Annotated in this window: 16 protein-coding genes; 13 read left to right on the top strand and 3 right to left on the bottom strand. The window is 53.4% G+C overall.

Annotated elements, in window-relative coordinates; genetic code table 11:
- Nucleotides 1-58: 58 nt before the first annotated feature.
- The gene (gene uraA / locus SK3146_RS03300; protein ID WP_249863731.1) at nucleotides 59-1,324 is read right to left on the bottom strand and encodes a uracil permease; all 1,266 of its coding nucleotides are present in this window, start codon (nucleotides 1,322-1,324) and stop codon (nucleotides 59-61) included.
- A 264-nt stretch (nucleotides 1,325-1,588) separates the two neighbouring features.
- Here uraA and SK3146_RS03295 point away from each other — a divergent pair, with 264 nt between their 5' ends.
- From SK3146_RS03295 to SK3146_RS03265, 7 genes are all read left to right on the top strand, one after another.
- Nucleotides 1,589-2,980, top strand: coding sequence for an MATE family efflux transporter (locus tag SK3146_RS03295; protein ID WP_249863730.1), 1,392 nt, complete (start codon nucleotides 1,589-1,591; stop codon nucleotides 2,978-2,980).
- A gap of 256 nt (nucleotides 2,981-3,236) precedes the next feature.
- Nucleotides 3,237-4,019, top strand: a complete 783-nt coding sequence (locus SK3146_RS03290) for a metal-dependent hydrolase (protein ID WP_249863729.1) — start codon at nucleotides 3,237-3,239, stop codon at nucleotides 4,017-4,019.
- Between the two features lie 211 nt (nucleotides 4,020-4,230).
- Nucleotides 4,231-5,397 carry an iron-containing alcohol dehydrogenase gene (locus SK3146_RS03285; RefSeq protein WP_249863728.1) on the top strand — a complete coding sequence of 389 codons (1,167 nt, stop codon included), beginning with the start codon at nucleotides 4,231-4,233 and terminating at the stop codon, nucleotides 5,395-5,397.
- Between the two features lie 49 nt (nucleotides 5,398-5,446).
- Nucleotides 5,447-6,670, top strand: a complete 1,224-nt coding sequence (locus tag SK3146_RS03280; RefSeq protein ID WP_349655188.1) for an MFS transporter — start codon at nucleotides 5,447-5,449, stop codon at nucleotides 6,668-6,670.
- A gap of 509 nt (nucleotides 6,671-7,179) precedes the next feature.
- Nucleotides 7,180-8,052 (top strand): helix-turn-helix domain-containing protein, encoded by an 873-nt coding sequence (locus tag SK3146_RS03275; protein WP_249863727.1) that lies wholly within the window; start codon nucleotides 7,180-7,182, stop codon nucleotides 8,050-8,052.
- Between the two features lie 148 nt (nucleotides 8,053-8,200).
- Entirely contained in the window at nucleotides 8,201-8,470 is a 270-nt protein-coding gene (locus tag SK3146_RS03270) for a YciI family protein (protein ID WP_249863726.1), read from the top strand.
- Nucleotides 8,471-8,566: 96 nt separating this feature from the next.
- Complete coding sequence (locus SK3146_RS03265; protein WP_249863725.1) at nucleotides 8,567-9,619, top strand: zinc-dependent alcohol dehydrogenase family protein; 1,053 nt, start codon at nucleotides 8,567-8,569, stop codon at nucleotides 9,617-9,619.
- 58 nt (nucleotides 9,620-9,677) lie between these two features.
- Here SK3146_RS03265 and SK3146_RS03260 read toward each other — a convergent pair whose 3' ends face one another.
- Nucleotides 9,678-9,881, bottom strand: a complete 204-nt coding sequence (locus SK3146_RS03260) for an aspartyl-phosphate phosphatase Spo0E family protein (RefSeq protein WP_249863724.1) — start codon at nucleotides 9,879-9,881, stop codon at nucleotides 9,678-9,680.
- A gap of 169 nt (nucleotides 9,882-10,050) precedes the next feature.
- Here SK3146_RS03260 and SK3146_RS03255 point away from each other — a divergent pair, with 169 nt between their 5' ends.
- A complete protein-coding gene (locus SK3146_RS03255; protein WP_024982794.1) occupies nucleotides 10,051-11,352 on the top strand; it encodes an IS1380 family transposase in 1,302 nt (433 codons plus the stop codon).
- Nucleotides 11,353-12,044: 692 nt separating this feature from the next.
- On the opposite strand, the gene SK3146_RS03250 is transcribed toward SK3146_RS03255, so the two are convergent.
- Complete coding sequence (locus SK3146_RS03250) at nucleotides 12,045-12,533, bottom strand: hypothetical protein (RefSeq protein ID WP_249863723.1); 489 nt, start codon at nucleotides 12,531-12,533, stop codon at nucleotides 12,045-12,047.
- Between the two features lie 190 nt (nucleotides 12,534-12,723).
- On the opposite strand from SK3146_RS03250, the gene SK3146_RS03245 reads away from it, so the two are divergent.
- The 5 genes from SK3146_RS03245 to SK3146_RS03225 all read left to right on the top strand — a co-directional run bounded on the left by SK3146_RS03245 (nucleotide 12,724) and on the right by SK3146_RS03225 (nucleotide 19,587).
- A complete protein-coding gene (locus tag SK3146_RS03245) occupies nucleotides 12,724-13,293 on the top strand; it encodes an FAD-dependent oxidoreductase (RefSeq protein ID WP_249863722.1) in 570 nt (189 codons plus the stop codon).
- 198 nt (nucleotides 13,294-13,491) lie between these two features.
- Entirely contained in the window at nucleotides 13,492-15,804 is a 2,313-nt protein-coding gene (locus SK3146_RS03240; RefSeq protein WP_249863721.1) for a helix-turn-helix domain-containing protein, read from the top strand.
- Between the two features lie 179 nt (nucleotides 15,805-15,983).
- Complete coding sequence (locus tag SK3146_RS03235) at nucleotides 15,984-16,952, top strand: ABC transporter permease (protein WP_349655187.1); 969 nt, start codon at nucleotides 15,984-15,986, stop codon at nucleotides 16,950-16,952.
- 24 nt (nucleotides 16,953-16,976) lie between these two features.
- Nucleotides 16,977-17,873 carry a carbohydrate ABC transporter permease gene (locus tag SK3146_RS03230; RefSeq protein ID WP_249863720.1) on the top strand — a complete coding sequence of 299 codons (897 nt, stop codon included), beginning with the start codon at nucleotides 16,977-16,979 and terminating at the stop codon, nucleotides 17,871-17,873.
- A 31-nt stretch (nucleotides 17,874-17,904) separates the two neighbouring features.
- Entirely contained in the window at nucleotides 17,905-19,587 is a 1,683-nt protein-coding gene (locus SK3146_RS03225; RefSeq protein WP_249863719.1) for an ABC transporter substrate-binding protein, read from the top strand.
- Nucleotides 19,588-19,639: the final 52 nt, after the last annotated feature.

The raw sequence follows: 19,639 nt of genomic DNA, 5'->3' as shown, positions 1-19,639 counted from the left end.
CGGCGAATAAAAAACCTGACGGTGAAAAAAATCCGTCAGGTTTTTCGCTATATGCGGCTTATTCGTTGGATAGCTTCAACGTGTCGATAAGCTTGAAGAACAAGCTGAGCAGAATGGCCATTACCGTGGCTAGCGCCATGCCTTTGAGCGAGAAGCTGCCGATCGTGATGCTCGCGCCGCTGATGCCGATGACAAGTACGACGGTGGTAAGAATCAGATTGGTCGCTTTCGAATAGTCGACCTTCGTTTCGACAAGCATCCGGATGCCCGAGGCGGCGATGACGCCGAAGAGCAGCAGCGATACGCCGCCCATGACCGGACCGGGAATCGTCGTGATCAAGGCGGCGAGCTTGCCGAAGAACGACAGGATGACCGCGAAGACCGCCGCGCCGCCGATAACCCAGGCCGAGTATACGCGGGTCAGAGCCATGACGCCGATATTTTCACCGTACGTCGTGTTTGGAGTGGAGCCTGCGAATCCGGAAATCACAGTCGAGATGCCGTTGCCGAGCAGCGAGCGGTGCAGCCCCGGGTCCTCCGACAAATTTTTGCCGACGATGTTGCTGGTTACGATGAGATGCCCGATATGCTCGGCAATGACGACCAGGGCGGCAGGGGCGATGACCGCAATCGCCGACAAGCTGAACTCCGGCTTGTAGTAGGTCGGCAGCGAAAAGACCGGCGCCTGCGCGACCGCTTCGAAATTGACGGCGCCGAGAGCATAGGCGAGAATATAACCGCAGACGATGCCGACGAGAATCGGAATAATCTTCAGGAAGCCGCGGAACATGACGTTGCCGATGATCGTAACGAGCAATGTGGCCGTCGAGATCAGTATCGTATTCGTATCGAAATGCCAGCTTGCATCGGCATCCGCCGGCTTAATATATCCGGCCATTCCGGCTGCCACCGGTACGAGCTCAAGACCGATGACGGCGACGATAGCGCCCATGGCGGCCGGCGGGAATACGACGTCAAGCCAGCGGGTGCCGATAGATTTGATCAGGAAGGAAACCAGGATGAAGATGATGCCGGTAACGATGAAGCCGCCGAGCGCCGCCCCGTAGGTTTGGCCGGCCAATACGACGAAGACCGGGGATATGAAGGCGAAGCTGGACCCCAGAAACGCGGGGATTTTGCCGCGGCAAAGCAGCAAATAAAGCAGGGTGCCGATCCCGTTCATTAACAGGATGGTGGCCGGATCGATCTTGAACAGGACCGGAACCAGCACATTGGAACCGAACATCGCGAACAGATGCTGCAGGCTAAGCGGGATGCCTTGCAGCAGCGGCGGACGTTCATCGACTTGAATTTCGCGTTGCAAAAATGAACACTCTCCTTGCGTGCAAATGTGATGCCTTCTCAAACACCTTCCCTATATTATCAAAAGCGCGTGTCGTTTGGAATCGCTTTTTGAAATATTTCGCCGCTCTAAATATAAAGAATAATAACGCTTTATTGGAAAACATTCTCGGACTTTACGAAATAAGACCGGATGATTATAATTAATTTTATTGTTTAATAGTTTGGCGATAAAATAAGTTGGGGGCAGCTTTCCGGCTGCCCTTTGCTCTGAAGGAGTGGAGATATGGCCTATCAAATGGACGCATCATTAACGGAAGGACCGATTGGAAAGAAGCTCGTATTGTTCGCGCTGCCGCTCTTGATGGGCAATGTGCTGCAGTCTCTTAACGGGACGATCAACGCGATCTGGGTCGGAAGTTACTTGGGGGAAAGCGCATTCGCCGCCACCTCCAACGCGAATAACATTATGTTCTTTCTGCTCAGCCTCGTCTTCGGGATCGGCATGGCGTCGACCATCCTGATCGGACAAAGCGTAGGGGCCAAGGACGAGGTGCAGGCGAAGCGGGTGGTAGGAACGAGCGCGCTGTTTTTCCTCGCATTGTCGCTCGTTATTACTGCTATCGGCTTATTTTTCTCGCCGGCGATTCTCAGAGGGATGAATACGCCTCATGACGCAATGGAGTTCGCCACGGCTTACTTGCGCATTATTTTTATCGGCTTGCCGTTTATGTACGGCTATAACTTCATTATGATGATTATGCGAGGGGCGGGCGACGCGCGGACGCCGTTTTATTTTCTGCTTATTTCCACCTTTCTGGACATTGTGCTGAATCCGCTGTTCATCTTCGGATTAGGCCCCGTGCCGGCTCTCGGCATATCCGGATCGGCCGTTGCGACGGTCATCGCGCAGTTCGTCAGCCTCGCCTGTCTTATCTGGTTTTTGTACCGGAAAAAGCACTATTTGCGCATTACCCGCGAAGATGTGCCTTACTTGCGCTTTGACAAGCAGATTATCGCCTCGCTGGTGAAAAAGGGCATACCGATGGGCCTGCAGATGCTTATCGTTTCTACGAGCGCGATTGCGGTCATTAACCTTGTCAACAGCTACGGCTCGGTAGCTACCGCCGCGTTCGGCGCAGCGATGCAGCTGTCCAGCTACGTTCAGATGCCGGCGATGGCGATCGGCGGGGCGGTCTCGACATTGGCCGCGCAAAACGTAGGCGCCGGAAAATGGGACCGGGTTCATAAGACGACGATTATGGGAATCGTCATTAATTTCTGTATGACCGGTGTCCTTGTCGCGCTGATCTACCTGTTTAACAAACAAGCGTTGGGACTGTTCCTGAAGGACCCGTCCGCTGTCGCCATCGGCATGAGGATCAACCTTATCACGCTGTGGGCGTTTATCCTGTTCGGCATTACCTTCGTCGTATCCGGCGTCGTCCGCGCGACCGGGGCGGTGATGATTCCGCTGCTGACGACGTTTCTTGCTCTATGGTGTATTCGTATCCCGCTCTCTTATTATCTCAGCTCGCATTACGGTCTCGACGCGGTATGGTGGAGCTTCCCGGTCGGCTTCACGGTAGCTATCGTGCTGTCGATTTGCTACTATGTATGGGGCAATTGGAAGCAGGCCAAGATGCTTGGCTCGAATCAGGCGCAAGCGGCGCGTTAAAGGTTAAAGGCTAAAGGATAGGAGCCCTTGCATAGTTTGCAAGGGCTCTTATTCGACCACATCTGAATTTCAAGTTCTTTACAGCGCTAAAGCGCGCAGGAGCTTCATTCTGATCGGCGAAAAAAAACTTCCGCTGAATGCGGCCGGCGAAACTCATTTCCCGATACTGGCGTACGTTTGTTCGCGTTTTGCCCGGCGGTATGGTATAATATAGCAGCCATAATGCCATACATACTTCGCAGGATCGGGAAAGGAAATGACAGAGGCTATGACGGGAAGAACCCATTTGCTGGTCAGTACGGGCCTCACGCTGTCATTGCTGCAGCTGGCGGGGCAGGGAGTGTCGCTCCCCGCTGCCGGCGTAGCGGTCGTCAGCTCCTTGCTGCCGGACATCGACGAGCCGAACAGTTTGCTGCTGCAAAAAACAATGCCCAAGCCGCTGCTGCTGAAGCTGAAGCTGCTGTTTGCGGCGGCCGGCGCAGGTTTTATTCTTTATTCTTATCTTCAATCGTTTTATACGCCGTACAGTTATGCCGCGGGGGCTCTGCTGATCATGATGTGCCTTGTGAACCAGCGTCTGTTCCGTCAGCTGCTGATGATGCTGCTCGGAGGCGTTCTGCTCTGCCTCGGCGCTTCCGCCGGGCCGTGGCTCGGAACGGCCGGCGCGCTGCTGATGGTGTGCGCGGTGCTGCCGCATCGGGGATTGACCCATTCGGTCTACGGCGTTTTGATATGGGGCGGGTTATTGTATTACGCTTCGCTCAAGCTCGGAGTCTCGCTGTGGATGGCGGGGAGCGTCTCGTACGCGCTGCATTTGCTGTGCGACGCATTGACCAAGCAGGGCATTCATCCGCTGCCGCCATGGAAGTGGAAGCTGGCGATTCCGCTGATGAGCACGGGGAAGTTCAGCGGTTTTCTGGTGGAGAGCGTGTGCATTACGGTCACCTTCGTCTTGCTGTGGCAAACGTTCGTCGTTCCGATGGGGACGGCTACGGTTGGCTTATGGGAGCAGGTCAAAAACGTATGGGCCCAATTTTAACGAAGCTCGGGCGGAGAGCGGCGGACCGTTGACGCTGAAGTCCGACGTTAGCTAGTTACTTCCGCGATAGTTGATGAGGCGGATGTGAGTCATTTTCAAAGCGGGGCAATCCCGCTATAATAATCGTGAACGCGTGTACGTTCCGCAGCGCGTGATAAAACGGAGACATTGAGCAAATAATGGAATGTACCCATAATCTAGGAGGATCGCAATGAACTCTTTTCAATTTCAAAATCCGACCCGCATTTTATTCGGCAAAGGGATGCTGGAGCAGCTCGGTTCCAGCATATCCGCGTACGGCACCAACGTGTTGCTGGTGTACGGAGGCGGCAGCATCAAGGCGACGGGATTGTACGACCGCATCCTGAAGCAGCTTCAGCAAATCGGCGCGGCCGTAAGCGAGCTGCCCGGAGTCGAACCGAATCCACGCGTAAGCACCGTGCGCAAGGGCATTGCCATCTGCCGCGAGCAGAAGATCGACTTCATTCTGGCCGTAGGGGGAGGCAGCGTCATCGACGCGGCCAAGGCGATAGCCGTCGGCGTCCCTTACGAGGGAGACGTGTGGGACTTTTTCATGCGCAAAGCGGCGATTCAAGGCGCTTTGCCGCTCGGCTCCGTGCTGACGCTATCGGCCACAGGCTCCGAAATGAACGGAAGCTCCGTGATTACGAACTGGGAAGAAAATTTGAAGAAAGCGATCGGCAGCATTCATGCTTATCCGAAATTCAGCATTTTGGACCCGGAGCTGACGTATACCGTGCCCGCGAACCAGACCGTAAACGGTATCGTGGACACGATGTCGCATGTGTTCGAGCAGTATTTCAGCCAAACGGCGGATACGCCGCTGCAGGAGCGTCTGTGCGAATCGATTTTGCAGACGGTCGTCGAAAACGGCGAGAAAGCCATTCATACGCCGGACGATTATGCGGCCCGCGCCAATCTGATGCTCAGCGCGACCTACGCCCTGAACGGGGGCATGATCAGCGTCGGCATGCAAAATGACTGGGCTACGCATATGATCGAGCATGAAGTCAGCGCCATTTATGACATCGCTCACGGGGAAGGCTTGGCCATTCTGTTTCCGAACTGGATGAGATATGTTTATCGCGAGCGGATCGACCGGTTCGTCCAATTCGCCGTCCGGGTGTGGCATATCGACCCGACCGGCAAATCGGAGGAAGAGATCGCGCTGGCGGGCATTCAGGCGACGCGCGATTATTTTACCAAGATCGGGGCTCCGAGCCGCTTGAGCGATCGCAATATCGATGCGAAGGAAGTAGGGCGCATGGCCAAGGAAACGGTGCGCTTCGGCCCGGTAGGCTCGTTCAAGAAGCTTCACGAGGACGATGTCCGCAGCATTCTGGAGCTGAGCTTGTAATACGACAGGGCGCCCGCCCGCGTATGAGGCTGAAGAGGAGAAACGACCGATGTCTATAAAAACGGCGGGTCCCACCCGCTTTCACCACGCGATATTCGTACTGGTGACGCTTTTTTACTGGGCGTCTTTGTACACCTATGTGCCCATCTTGTCGCCGTATTTGGAGCATTTGGGAGCCAGCTACAGCTTCGCCGGGCTCGTGCTCGGCAGCTACGGCCTGGTCCAAATTGTGCTGCGGCTGCCGCTCGGCATCGCCTCGGACAGGATGAAGGTGCGCAAGCCTTACATCATGCTCGGCATGCTGACGACCACGATCAGCTGCGTGCTGTTCACGCTCGGCGGGCATTTGGGCTGGACGCTCGCCGGGCGGATCATTTCCGGAATCGGCGCGTCGACATGGGCGGCCTATACGGTGCTCTACGCAAGCTATTTCCGCCAGGAGCAGGCGACCCGCGCCATGAGCTTGATCAGCCTGCTGACGGCATCCGGCCAATTGATCGGCATGAGCATCAGCGGCTATTTGGTGAAGCAATGGGGCTGGGGAGCGACCTTCTGGGCAGGCGGCGTGATCGGTCTGACCGGCTTGCTCCTCAGCTTGTGGATTCACGAGCCGAAGGAAGGCGTGTCGCGGGAGCCGATCCGGATGAAGGATTTGCTGCAGGTCATGAAGGAGCCGCTGCTGCTGAAGGTGTCGCTGCTCTCCATTCTTGCCCACAGCGTGCTGTTCATCACCATGTTCGGCTTCACTCCTTCGCATGCACTGACGCTTGGGGCGAGTCAGCTCGATCTGACTTATCTCGTATTTGCTTTCATGGTTCCGCACGCGATCAGCAATTATTTGTCGGGGAGGGTGCTGGCGCCGCGGTTCGGCGCCTGGACGATCGTGCTGATCGGCTTCGTATGCAGCGCGGCCTGTACGGCGGCGATATCGATGGTAAGCAGCTTCTCCATGCTGGTCGTAACCCAAATGTTCAACGGCTTGTTCCAAGGGCTCCACTTCCCGCTGCTGCTTACGCTCGTTATCCAGAAGATCAGACAGGATAAGCGGGCGACGGCGATGGGATTCTATCAAGCGGTCTATGCGGTCGGGATGTTCGCGGGACCGTTTCTCGCCGGTTGGATCAACGAGTGGGGCGGACTGAAGAGCGGTTTTTATTTTGCGGGAATACTGGGCTTTATCGCTGCAGGATTGACCGTGATCTGGGGAAGCAAGGAACGGAAGGCGGAAGCGAGGGCCTCGAAGCTGCAGAGCGGCACGACGGCATCAATGTAAGGAGCTCTGCCATCCGTCAGTGATTCGCGGGCATCCGGCCTTGAGGCCGGGTGTCTTTTTTTTATTGTTTAGGAAATGATGCGCAGCCATATCCTGTGGATATCCGTGGGCTCCCCCGAAAGTAATGTCTACCCATAGAACGATCCTAGCTGAATGGTTAGACGCCGATCCAACCGAAGCTGGATGCGGACGGAATAAGCTTCAGAGCATCACGTCACTACCCTGGAAATTACTCTTGTTACCCCATTTCCATTGTCTGTGGTGCCGCGTAGCGGCATGGATGGCTTTTGGGGGATTTGTTCCCATGTAGGACAGAAGAGGGACTGGATGTGGGAGCCCAAAAGCGTAAGAAAGCATAATCCTATGTTAAGTTTACCCATTTCGAACCGGATGGGGCCGGTTTATGATGGAGCTAAAGCCGTTTGAAAGCCTTTTCAAACCAATGCCGTTTGCAGCGGGCAAACCGGCTGGCGCCCAGGCTCATCCGGCGGTCGAAGGGAGATATGCAGATGGCCATTGAAGCGAAACGGTCTTTGAGAGACGCACAGCTGAATATGCTGCAAGTAGCGAGAAACGATTACTTGCCGGGCGAAGCCATTTCACTTCATGCACATGAGTATCATCAATTGGTCGTTCTCCGGAAAGGCGGGGGCGAGATGCTCTGCGGCGAACGCCGCTGCCCGCTGCGGGGCAAACATTTTTACTTAATTCCGCCGCAGGCGAAACACGCATTTTATTTTCAAGAGCAGTCGGTCGCTATCGATTATAAATTCCGGCTTTACGATGAAGAACTGGCGCAGGCGATTCGAACGCATCCGTCCAACGGTCCTTGCGGCGGCGATGATATGGCCGATTTGCTAATGTGGTTCCAACTGTCTTTGGAATACGCCCAAAAGCCCGAGAGGCTGGCCTTGTACAGAATCGATTCCGGTTTCAAAGGCACGCTGCTGTCGCTGCTTCAGAAGAGCTTGCGCGGGGCCGGTCAAGAGGGCGGCCGCTTGAGAAGGACAGCCGGGCTGTATGCGGATTTTCCGATCGCCGCTTACATGAACGAGCATTTGGCCGACAAGCTGTCTCTGGTCGATATCGCCAATCATTTTGGTTTTCACCCGCATTATATTATTAAAGTTTGCAATGATCGCATAGGCAAGAGCCCGATGCAATATTTGCAGGAAATTCGTCTGGAAAAGGCCATGGAATATTTGGAGGAGACGAACTGGACGGTAACGGAGATCAGCGAGAGGCTGGGCTGGACAACTTCTTATTTCTCACGCTTGTTCCACAGGAAGACAGGGACGCCGCCGTCCCAATACCGCAAAAAGACGCTGCATCCCGCGAAAACGGACATTTGGCCGGGAAGCGAGTCTGCCGCCGGTCAATAATGCGCCCAGGAGTTGGCTTATGAAGCCGTTTGCTATATGATAGTAAGAAGAAATAGGCGACGTCGGCCGCGGCGATGACCGATCAGACGGAATTTCCGGCGCCGGCGCCGCAGACTTAAGCTCAACGATGAGAGAGGATGTTGGAACGATGAAGCATTTTGCCGTATTTTTACCGATGCTGGATGAGGAAAAAAGCCAAACGTACCGCTCGGCGCATCTGGATTACTTGGCCGAGAAACGGGCCGAAGGACGCATTTTCGCCAACGGGCGTTTTGTTGACGGAGCGGGCGGACTGGTCATTTATCGGGTTGAAAGCTTCGAAGCAGTCGAAGCGCTCGTGTTGAACGACCCTTATATCATTCATAAAGCGAGAAATTACGAGATTCACGAATGGGATGTTGTACTGGCGGATCAATAAGCCGGGAGATTTTCCGGAAGAACGATATACATACAAGGGCCGATTTTTTCGCTAATGGGGAAAATCGGCTTCTTTCTTTGCAAAGGGGATGCGGCTGTGCAATCGTATTATATAAGCTGCGATCGTTTCGGCGATCCGCTGGACGTGCTTCGGCTTGGACGCAAGGAAACGCGGCTTCCGGGGCCGGGGCAAGTCCTCGTTCGAATGATGGAGCGGCCTGTCAATCCGTCGGATTTGATCCCGGTTCGCGGCGCTTACGCACATCGGGTATCGCTCCCGTTCGTGCCGGGATACGAGGGCGTCGGTATCGTAGATGCCGTCGGAGAAGGCGTTCCTTCTTCGCTGATAGGCCGGCGCGCGCTGCCGTTAAGGGGAGAAGGCACTTGGCAGGAGTATGTGACGACAGAAGCGCGTTGGTCGGTGCTGGTGCCGGATGGCATCGATGACGATAACGCCGCCCAGCTCTATATCAATCCGTTGACCGCATGGCTGATCTGCACGGACGTGCTGGCGCTGCAGCCGGATCAAACGCTGCTCGTCAATGCAGCAGGCTCGGCAATCGGCCGCGTGTTCGCCCAACTGGCGGGCGTTATGGGCTTCAGGGTCATTGCGATAACCCGGGACGGAAAATACGCGCAGGAGCTTCTGGAGCTGGGAGCATCGAATGCGGTGAACTCCTCGCAGCCTTCTTGGCATGAAGCGGTCATGGATTTAACGGGAGGAAGAGGGGCTCATGCAGGGATAGACTCGATAGGCGGACCCGATTCGGCGCAGCTTGCGGCTTGCGTGCGCCCTGGAGGCACGGTGCTTAGCATCGGTCTGTTGTCGGGCATATCGCCCGAATGGCATCGGATCGCCCGGGATACGGGGACGGTGCCAAAGCTGTTCTGGCTGCGCTCCTGGCTGGAGCGGGCATCGGTCGGCGACTGGCAGGAAGCTTTCGCGCGCATCATGGCTCTCGTACAGGAGAGCAGGCTGCAGTTCGCTCCGGTGAAGCGCCGAATAGAGTTAAAACAGACGATAGAGGCAGTACGGTTAAGTAATGCCTCCGGCATGGGCGGGAAAATGATGCTGACCAGCCGAGTGGCGGGAAGCAGAATTGAGCAGGGATGCTCGGGAAGTATGCTGCGCCGGGGGTCAACGAAATAGGCTTTAGGGGTAACGTCCTAAGTGTTCGAATCTATGTATAACAGCTTAGGGGAGGTCGTTACTGGCTGGAGATGACAGTACGGGCGGCTGAAGCTCTCTTGCCGCGGCTTCGCTGATAGCACCTCCTGCGGTGCTGGGCCAGTAACAGGACATCCAGCTGTTGGCTTAGCTCGACGACATTTTTGTCGCATAAATTTCCTTGACGCATCGCAGTCTGAATCATCCGGTCCCGCAGTTTCTCGATCATTTCATTCAAATCCATCGTTAAGCTCCATTCCTTTGTGACGCGATAAGCGTAGTTAGATTCACAAACTTATATAATCCTGAATTTCGAAAGTACTGCGCATTAAAAACATAAAAAGGGCTCCAAATCTTTGGTAGAATGGTGTTTGTCCAGGACAACATCACCCAAAGAGAGGAGCACCTTTTAGGTGAAGTCTACCACACCGGTCAGCAAAATCAAGAGCGAATTTTCGCTGCAGAACGCCACGAGTTTCGGCGGCGTCAAAATCTTTTTGGCCTATCTCGAAAAAATCAAGCTCGCCGAGGCCATGCAGCGCCTTTCCGGCGGCAAAGCGCACAACGCCATTTTTCCTGTTCATCGCATCCTGCTCTATCTAATGGTTGGCTGGATGCTGGGCTGCGGGCGTATTTTTCATTTCCGCAAGTTACAGCACGATGTGTTGCTTTGTCGTTTTCTGGGAGGCCGTCTGCCGCATCACAGTTTGCTGTACAAGGAGCTCGCGCGTCTGGGCAGATCCTGCCCGCAGCTCCCGACGGAACTGCGCAAGCTGAATATGGAAATCATTCATCTCTGCTTGCCGTCCAAGCCAATCCTTGATCTGGACTCCTCGGTGGAGACGGTATACGGGGAGCAGGCCGGCGCGGCCAAAGGCACCAATCCGCATAAGCCCGGACGAAACAGCTACCATCCGTTGCTGGCTTTTGAAGGGCAAACCCACTTGAATCTGAATGCGAGGCTTCGCCCCGGCAACACGCATTCTTCAACCGACGCAATCGACTTTTTGCAGCAAACCTTCGCACTGCTCGGCGAGCGCCAAGTGGCGTACGCCCGGTTCGACAAAGGCTTTGGCGGCGAGGATTTCTACCAACTGTGGGAAGGCCGCAAGATCGGTTACGTCGGCAAAATGAAATGGACCAAACGCCTCGCAAGCGACGTGGCGGCTTGTCGCTACTGGACGCGCTATGTCGACGAGGACTGGATCATCGAGGGCATCACTTTGATTTACAAAGCTACGTCCTGGAAAAAGCCCCGTCGCGTAGCGGTCATTCGTAAGACGCAAGTCTGCGAAGACGGTCAAGGCCGCATCGTATTCGACGAGGACTGGCAGTATGAAGCGATTGTAACCAACCTGGAGTGGGAACCAATTGACCTATGGCGCTTTTACAACCAGCGTTGCTGCATGGAAAATTACATCAAAGAGGCGAAAGACGGTTTTTCCATGGACCGGATCGCGACCAGTGATTTTGAAGCGAATGAAGTCGATCTGCTGATCAAGTTGCTGGCCTACAATTTGTTCGAACGCTTTAAGCGCGATTGTTGCGAACCGATGCATCAGGGTTATACGATTGCAAGATTCCGACTGGAGTTCTTTCATTGCGCGGCGACGCTTGTTCGGCATAGTCGCGCGGTCGTGCTCAAGCTGATCAAGGATTTCGACGGTCGTCATGCATGGAAACGAATCGAAGCCAAAGTGGTTCAATTGGAGTGACGGCTTCCAACATTTCACATGGAAAACAACAATGCCCCTTTTCTGGGGAGGGGGGAGTTATCCCCATGTGGATATTGGTTTCAAAATTTCGCTGGTCCCACTCCCACTTATTCACAGTTGTTGATCCGCTCCTGGATGATCGCCACCGCATTCTTATGCGCTTTCGAAATTCAGGATAATCTTCCATAATAATGAAGAAAAATAGGATTGTTTGCAATAATCATTCCTCCAAACTGCAGCATTTTATCAATATGATTATTATTTGACGGCATTTTCAAAAAAGTGGAAGTCGATTGGTGGCCTTGCTGTGGAAAATATGCCGAAACTGCGGTCGAATATTGTTTTTTTAACTTTTATGCAAAAACAGATAAGCGAATATTTAAAATGTAAAAATATGTAAAACGTTCTATGAGTCTGCAATTGAACGATTCTAAACGACGGATATAACGTAAAGACGCCGGAGAATCAGACTTAAATAAGGCGGCGTTAGCGGGGATTATGGATGTATCGGCGTTAAAAAAGCGAAAACGGCCGCCTCAAAGCGTCCGTTTTCTAATTTGGGCGATGCCGCATTTCCCGGGCAAGCGCAGAAGTCGATAAATGTGTGTTTTATTCGACATGTTCGCCCGAATGCCGCCTTTGTCGCGCGCTGTTGCTGTCGAGAAGCGGCTGCGGGTTTAGGAGTCGTCTCATCAGGAGCCGACATCGACTACCAAGGTCTGGATTTTTTGTAATCTTATGTACTCGTTTTTTTGCAAACCGGGACGAAAGTAGCTGTATAAGTACGAAGCCTCGTCAAAAGTAAGACCGGGATGGCAGACGATTTCCTCAATCGTAAAAGGATTGTCGAGGATAAGCTGCCATTCTCCGTCGCGTTCCGCGCGGGGGATCGTCTGCATCAGCTGCTGTTTGATGACGACCATCTCTCGTAATTCCGTCCAAATCGTAAGCCAGGACGGGCTGAATTGGCCCGGTTCCGGGAACAACCGCCGAGCGCATTCGATCCAGCGGAATAGCGCTTCGATCTCATCGTCTTGCATTCGCTTCAACTGCAGCTTGAAGCCTTCGAGCAGTTTGTTGAAGGCTGAATAGCCTCCTTCCAGTATCGTTTCCCTCCATTGGCTAAGTTCGTCCGCCGTTACGCCGTTCTCTAATAATTCCCATTTTTCGTTACGGATCATCGAAAACGTCTCCTTTTTCTTTGATCGGGTAGATTGTCCTTAATTTAGCATATTCTTGTTGGAAATTAAAGGCTTATTGTAATGCGCGGTTTTTACTTTCCTTGCCAATTTGTGTAGCATTATAGAGAGCGAACAAGCATCAAGACTCCAAGAAATTATGCATCGAAAATATGAAAGGAGTGTATCGAATATGTATGAAGTCGTTATTATTGGAGCGGGGCCGGCAGGTGCGAGCGCCGCATTGTTTACCGCCAAGGCCGGGAAGAAAACGCTGCTGATCGACAGCGACCAAAGCATGACCAAACGCGCATGGCTGGAAAATCATTACGGCATAATGGAAATTACCGGGCCCGAGCTGGTTGAGATCGGCCAGAAGCAAGCGGTCAAATTCGGCGCCGAGCTCGTTCAAGGCAAGGTTCAGAACGTGGCCAAGACGGACGAAGGCTTCAGCATCGAGACGGAAGGTGCGCAGTACGCCGGTAAGCATGTGATTCTGGCTACCGGGGTTTTAACGGATCTTGCCCAGCATATCGGTTTGCAGACCCGCGAAGGCACCGAGCCAAGAATCAAGACCGTCATCGATACGACTCCGGAAGGCAAGACTTCGATGGAAGGCATTTGGGCTGCGGGAACGGCCGCAGGCGTCAGCGTGCATACGATTATTACGGCGGGTGACGGAGCGAAGGTCGCTATCAATGTCATCAGCGAAATCAACGGCGCGCGTTATGTCGATCATGATGTGATGAAGAAGGAATCTTAATATCGGTTAAGGCTTATGCCCCAACATAATTGAAGAGAAGGACAGTCCTCCAAGCGGTATAGGAGCGGCTGTCTTTTTTTCGTAAACGGAGACTTCGTTCCGACAAAGCTATGACGAATTTCGACGTTATCTTTCGTTGTCTGCCCGTATAAAGTACTTTACAATGGATACAAATCGCAGGTTTGGAGGGAGAGCGAGATGTGGAGAATGAACCGCGGGAGGACAGGCAGCCACCGGCTGTTTATACGCTTGTTGGCGCCGAACTTGTTATTGCTGCTGCTCCCGCTGCTTGTCGGCGGGGTCATTTACTACAAAACATTGCATGAAATGGAGCGGGAAGTGACGGCCGGCAACTTGCATTTGCTGGAGCAGAGCCGGGATATACTGGACCGCAGGTTCGCCGAGCTATCCTCCATATCCATGCAGCTGGTCGGCGATACCCGCATCATGCAATTCCAGCACGTCACCGAGCCTTACCGGGGCGCCAACATCAACCGTATTCTCGACACCCGCAAAAGTCTGCAGAGCTATGCGCTAACCAACAATTTTATATTCAATTACTTCATCGTTTATAAAAACAGCGAGCTCGTATTTATGGAAAACTCCACTTACGGGCTATTCGATTTTTATCAGAATTTCTATTATAAAGGTATTGATCCGGAGAGCTGGAAAAACCTTATTATCGGAAGCTATCACCAGAGGGAGGTGCTTCCCGCCCATCAGGTGACCAATAACGGCACTTCGTATTCATTGCTGACCTATCTTCATTCGCTCGGTTATCCGGGCTACCCGCAAGGAGCGATCGTCATTACGGTGGACAACCGGGAAATACGGAAGCTGCTCGGCGGGCTGGATCTCTCCGGCGGCGGATGGGCGTATATTCTTGACGAGAAAGGCCAAATAATCAGCTCGACATCGGATGACGCTCCTATGCCGTGGATCGGCCGGGACAAGCTTCAAGGCAAACAGGGGAGCATGCTCGAAAACTTCGGCAAAGGGCAGATGATGGTCACTTATACGACCTCCGCCTATAACGGCTGGACTTATTTGGTTGCGCAGCCCGATTATGTCGTGCTGAAGAAAGTGCTGTATATCAAAAAAATTATTGTTGCCATGGCGCTGCTCTTTCTGGGCGCGGGGGTGCTCATCGCGTATTTGATCGCTTATCGGAATAGCCGGCCGCTCAGAACGATTATGGAGACGATCGTCGATCGGATGGACGGCGAGTCTTATACGGGACCGGATGCCTACCGGTTTATCCGCGAATCCGTAGCCAGGCTGATCGACAACAATCACGAGCTTCAGGACAAGATGAAAAAGCACGCCCCCTTCCTGCAGGCGGCGCTTGTCGAGCGGCTGCTCAAAGGGGAATATTTGCCGGCCAAGGACTCGACCGTTCTGCTACAGCATGTGGGCATCGAGACGGAAGGGAGCGGGTATCGGGTCGCGATTTTGCAGCTGTGCGGCTATGACAACGGCTTCGACCGCAATGCGCTGGAGGAGCTTGACGTCAAGCGGGTCAAGATCAAGGATATTTTGCGCAGGGAGATGCGGCGAGCCGTCTATTGGCATGATATGGCGGAGGATCGGATGGCGCTGCTGTGTGCTTTTGATTCGGGAGAAGCAGCGGCGGATTGGAATTATTGGAGCGAAATGCTTCTGCGCATCAGCGAGACGATCTATTCGCAGGTGAACATCGCTACCCGGATAGCGGCAGGCGGCACGTACGGGGAGCTTCTGGACGTTTCGCGCTCTTGCGAGGAGGCGAGGCAGGCGCTCGAATATTTGGCGTGGAGAAATCAAACCGGCGTCATAGGATATCATGAGCTGCCTAAGGAAAGCAGCGGCTATTATTATCCGCCCGATCTGGAGATTCGACTGACCAATCTGGCCAAGGCGGGCGAGCTGGATGCCGTCGACATGCTGCTCGGCGAGCTGCACCAGATCAATTTCAAACAGCGGCATCTGCCCGTTCCGATGCTGCAGCTGTTTATGAATGAAATGCTCGGCACCGTAGTGAAGCTGCTCCCCCAGGTCGGATTGAGCGAACAAAAGGCGATGGACAATGTCAAGCCTCTGACCGGGGAATCCGCCTCTTACGAGGGCTTGGAGAAAAGCTACGGGGCAATGGCGGCCATCTACCGGCAGGTGTGCGACACGGTGAACGAGCATAAAAAAAGCCAGAACGTGAAGCTGCTCGAAAATATTATGGCGCAGCTTCATCAATCGTTCGCGCACCCGGACATGAGCCTGGACCTGATTGCGGACCGGATAGGAATTACGAGAGGTTATTTATCGCAATTTTTCAAGGAGCAGACCGGCACGAATTTCTCCGATTATTTGGAGGACTTGCGGATGACGCTGGCCAAGGAGCTGCTGGCGAAGACGGATTTGCCCGTATACGAGATCGCCGTCCGCTCGGGCTACAGCTCGTCCAATACATTTTGCCGCGCCTTTAAGCGGATCAACGGAGTCAATACATCCGATTATCGCCATTCCAAAGCTAACTGAAAGCGCATTCTTAATGGATGCACACGCCAATAATAGTGCACATGCAGCGATCTGAACAACTGCACATCGAGTTGAAATCAATCCCATATACTTCCGGCCGGGCACATAGTACCGTTAGTGAGGAAGACCACCGCTACACTGTACTGACCAATGCCGAAAAGAATGAGGGAGGTGAGCAATTGGAAGCGCTTAAACAAACATCAGGGATTCAAACGGAGGTAAGCGTTGCAGCAAAAAGCGGGGCACCGCTCAAAAAGATACGCAAAGTTTGGAGATTGTACGTCCTTATCGCCTTGCCGCTCATTTACATTATTATTTTCAAGTACATACCGATGTACGGCGCTCAAATTGCTTTCAAAAACTTTATCGTAACCAAAGGAATATGGGGCAGCGAATGGGTGGGGCTCAAGCATTTTATCCGCTTTTTCAACTCGTACGAGTTTTGGCGGCTGATGAACAATACCATCGTCTTGAGCGTGTACAGCCTCGTAGCGGGTTTCCCGTTTCCGATCATCCTTGCACTCAGCCTGAATTATGTCAAAAACAAATTGTTCAAAAAATCGGTACAAATGGTCACTTATGCGCCGCATTTCATCTCCGTAGTGGTCATGGTCGGGCTCATCTTGGAAATGCTGGACCCGCGCAACGGGATCGTCAACGCCGCGCTGAAGCTGGTCGGTCTGCAAACCGTCAACTTTATGGGGGTGCCGGAATATTTCAAGTCGATCTACGTCTGGTCGGGCATTTGGCAGAGCGTCGGCTTCGGCTGCATCATTTATTTGGCGGCGCTGGCGAGCATCGATCCGTCTTTGCACGAAGCGGCGGTGGTCGACGGGGCTTCGAAGCTGCGGCGGATGTGGCATATCGACATTCCGGGCATTATGCCGATCGCGATCATTATGCTGATCATGAATACGGGGCATATGCTGGACGTCGGCTTCGAGAAGGTGCTGCTGATGCAAAACCCGCTGAACTTGAGAACCTCCGAGGTTATCGACACTTACGTGTACAAAGTCGGACTGACGTCGCAGGCGATCAACTATTCGTACTCGTCGGCGATCGGCTTGTTCAAATCGGTCATCAACCTGATACTGCTCGTCGTCGTGAACAAAATCGCACAAAAAACGAAACAGGCCAGCCTATGGTAAGCGCCGGGCGGAAAGGAGACTGCGGTGGAAGCATCGTCAATCCGGGAAACTAGAGGAGATCAGCTGTTTACGGTGATCAATTACTGCATTTTATCGTTATTTCTGATTACGATTCTGTATCCGCTTATCTATGTCGCAAGCGCTTCGATCAGCAGCTCGGAGGCGGTCATTTCGGGCCGCGTATGGTTGTGGCCGGTCGATCCGACGCTGGACGGGTACGGTGCGGTATTTAAGCATAAGCTCATTTGGAGCGGCTTTGCGAACTCGCTCTTTTATACGGCGGCGGGGACGCTCATTAACGTTGTCATGACGATCCTCGCGGCGTATCCGTTATCGCGCAAAGATTTTTACGGCAAAAACATCTTCATGTTTCTGTTCGTCTTCACGATGATGTTCTCGGGAGGCTTGATCCCGACGTATTTGCTCGTCAAAGATTTGGGGATGCTCAATACGGTCTGGTCGATGCTGCTGCCGGGCGCGCTGGGCGTATGGAACATGATTATTACGCGGACGTATTTCCAGACGACCATTCCCGAAGAACTGCTGGAAGCGTCTCAACTGGACGGCTGTACCGACTTTCAATTTATTTGGAAAATCGTGCTGCCGCTCTCCGGGCCGATTATCGCGGTCATTACGCTGTTCTATGCGGTAGGCCATTGGAACTCGTATTTCAACGCGCTCATTTACTTGAAAAATCAAAATTTATATCCGCTGCAGCTGGTGCTGAGGGATATTTTGGTGCAAAACGAAGTGGACCTGAACATGCTGGTCGATGTGACGGAGCAGGCGAAGCGAGAGGGGCTGCGGGAGCTGCTGAAATATTCGCTTATCGTCGTAGCCACGGTACCGCTCTTGATCGTGTACCCGTTCGTTCAGAAATATTTTGTCAAAGGGATTATGATCGGCTCGCTGAAAGGGTAGGGGATCAACAGCTAAACGAGGAGGGGTTTGCTTGAGGAAAACAGCGCTTATCGCTTTGTCGTTCATGCTAAGCACGGGGGTGTTATTGAGCGCCTGTTCGGATAAAGGGGACGCGGGGGCAGATCAGGGCGGCGGGGGCGGCACGGCCAAAGCGGCGGTAAGCGAACCGGGCCAGCTGCCGATTACGGCGGAGAAGACGACGATCAAAGTGCTTATGAAAGGGAGCGCTTCGGTAGAGGATTTCGCCACCAACGAATTTACCAAATGGCTCGAAGAGAAGACGAATATTCATATCGAGTGGGAGGTTGCGCCGGAGAAATCGGCTACGGAGAAGCTGAATCTCGTGCTGTCCAGCGGAGATTATCCGGACGTCATAATGGGCTTCGGCGTATCGCCGACGCAGATGATGATCTACGGCAGCCAAGGCGTATTTCTTCCTTTGAACGACTTGATCGAGAAGTACGGCGTGGAAATGAAAAAGATGTTTCAGGCCAATCCGTTCTATAAGGATTTGATCACGGCGCCGGACGGCAACGTTTATGCGCTTCCGCAGGTCAACGAGTGCTACCACTGCATGTATCAGCAAAGAATGTGGATTCAGAAGCCTTGGCTCGATAAGCTGGGCTTGCAGATGCCCACGACGACCGATGAATTTTACGAGGTGTTGAAAGCGTTTAAAACCAAGGACCCGAACGGCAACGGCAAAGCCGATGAAATTCCGCTCTCCGGATCGATTCAAGCGTCCAGCAGCAACCTGTTTTCGACGCAAATGCTCGATTCGTTCCTGATGAACGCGTTCATTTACGACCATGGAGAGAAGAAGCTGTATTTGGACAACGGCAAAGTAGCCGTACCGTACAATAAGCCGGAGTGGAAGGAAGGACTCAAATATTTGCACAAGCTGTATGCGGAAGGGCTGATCGACCCGCAAGCGCTCACGCAGGATAACAACCAGCTGAAGAAGCTCGGAGAAAACCCGGACACCGTTATTCTCGGCGCGTCCTCGGGCCATAATATGGGCTCGCTGACGACGCTCGGCGCGAGCAGCGGGCGGTGGTTGACTTATGTGGCCGTGCCTCCTTTGAAAGGGCCGAACGGCTTCCAAAACGCGGCTTATCATCCGTACGTCGTAAGCAACGGGCAATATGTCATCACCAAAAACGCGAAAAATCCGGAAGCCGCCTTCCGTCTGGCCGACTTCCTGTTCAACTCGCCGGATACGGTGATCCGCTGGTATGCGGGCCGCGAAGGCGTGGAATGGCGTTATGCGGAGAAAAGCGAAATCGGCATCAACGGCAAACCGGCCATCTGGAAGCAGCTGACGCCGTGGGGCGGCGTACAAAACGTCAACTGGGGACAGACCGGTCCGAGCTACCGTTCGAACGACTTCCGCTTAGGAGAGGTGGCGAATCCCGAGCAGCCGCTGGAAGTCATTTTGTACAACGAAACGAAGACGAAGATGGAGCCTTATCAAATGAACATCGATAAGGTGATGCCTCCGGTGTTCTTCACCGCCGATCAGGCTTCGGAGGTGGCCGATCTGGAGAAGACGATACTCGATCATGTGAAAGAGATGATGGCCCGCTTCATAACGGGCGACTCGGATATCGATAAAAATTGGGACGCTTATCTCAAAAATCTGGAGAATATGAACATTAAACGGTATTTGGAAATTTATCAAACGGCCTACGACGCCAACTTTAAGAAAAAATAAATGCAAAATAGCCCCGCTGTGCGGGGCTAAGCTATCCATGAAGCTGTGAGGG

The sequence above is a fragment of the Paenibacillus konkukensis genome (genome assembly GCF_023523925.1).
In the GTDB taxonomy this organism is placed as follows: Bacteria; Bacillota; Bacilli; order Paenibacillales; family NBRC-103111; genus Paenibacillus_S; species Paenibacillus_S doosanensis.
This window is presented reverse-complemented; position numbering and strand designations above follow the sequence as displayed.

Coding starts and splice junctions, on each gene's coding strand:
- SK3146_RS03295 (WP_249863730.1), top strand. CDS start 1,589: ATGGCCTATCAAATGGACGCATCATTAACGGAAGGACCGATTGGAAAG.
- SK3146_RS03290 (WP_249863729.1), top strand. CDS start 3,237: ATGACAGAGGCTATGACGGGAAGAACCCATTTGCTGGTCAGTACGGGC.
- SK3146_RS03285 (WP_249863728.1), top strand. CDS start 4,231: ATGAACTCTTTTCAATTTCAAAATCCGACCCGCATTTTATTCGGCAAA.
- SK3146_RS03280 (WP_349655188.1), top strand. CDS start 5,447: ATGTCTATAAAAACGGCGGGTCCCACCCGCTTTCACCACGCGATATTC.
- SK3146_RS03275 (WP_249863727.1), top strand. CDS start 7,180: ATGGCCATTGAAGCGAAACGGTCTTTGAGAGACGCACAGCTGAATATG.
- SK3146_RS03270 (WP_249863726.1), top strand. CDS start 8,201: ATGAAGCATTTTGCCGTATTTTTACCGATGCTGGATGAGGAAAAAAGC.
- SK3146_RS03260 (WP_249863724.1), bottom strand. CDS start 9,881: ATGGATTTGAATGAAATGATCGAGAAACTGCGGGACCGGATGATTCAG.
- SK3146_RS03250 (WP_249863723.1), bottom strand. CDS start 12,533: ATGATCCGTAACGAAAAATGGGAATTATTAGAGAACGGCGTAACGGCG.
- SK3146_RS03245 (WP_249863722.1), top strand. CDS start 12,724: ATGTATGAAGTCGTTATTATTGGAGCGGGGCCGGCAGGTGCGAGCGCC.
- SK3146_RS03240 (WP_249863721.1), top strand. CDS start 13,492: ATGTGGAGAATGAACCGCGGGAGGACAGGCAGCCACCGGCTGTTTATA.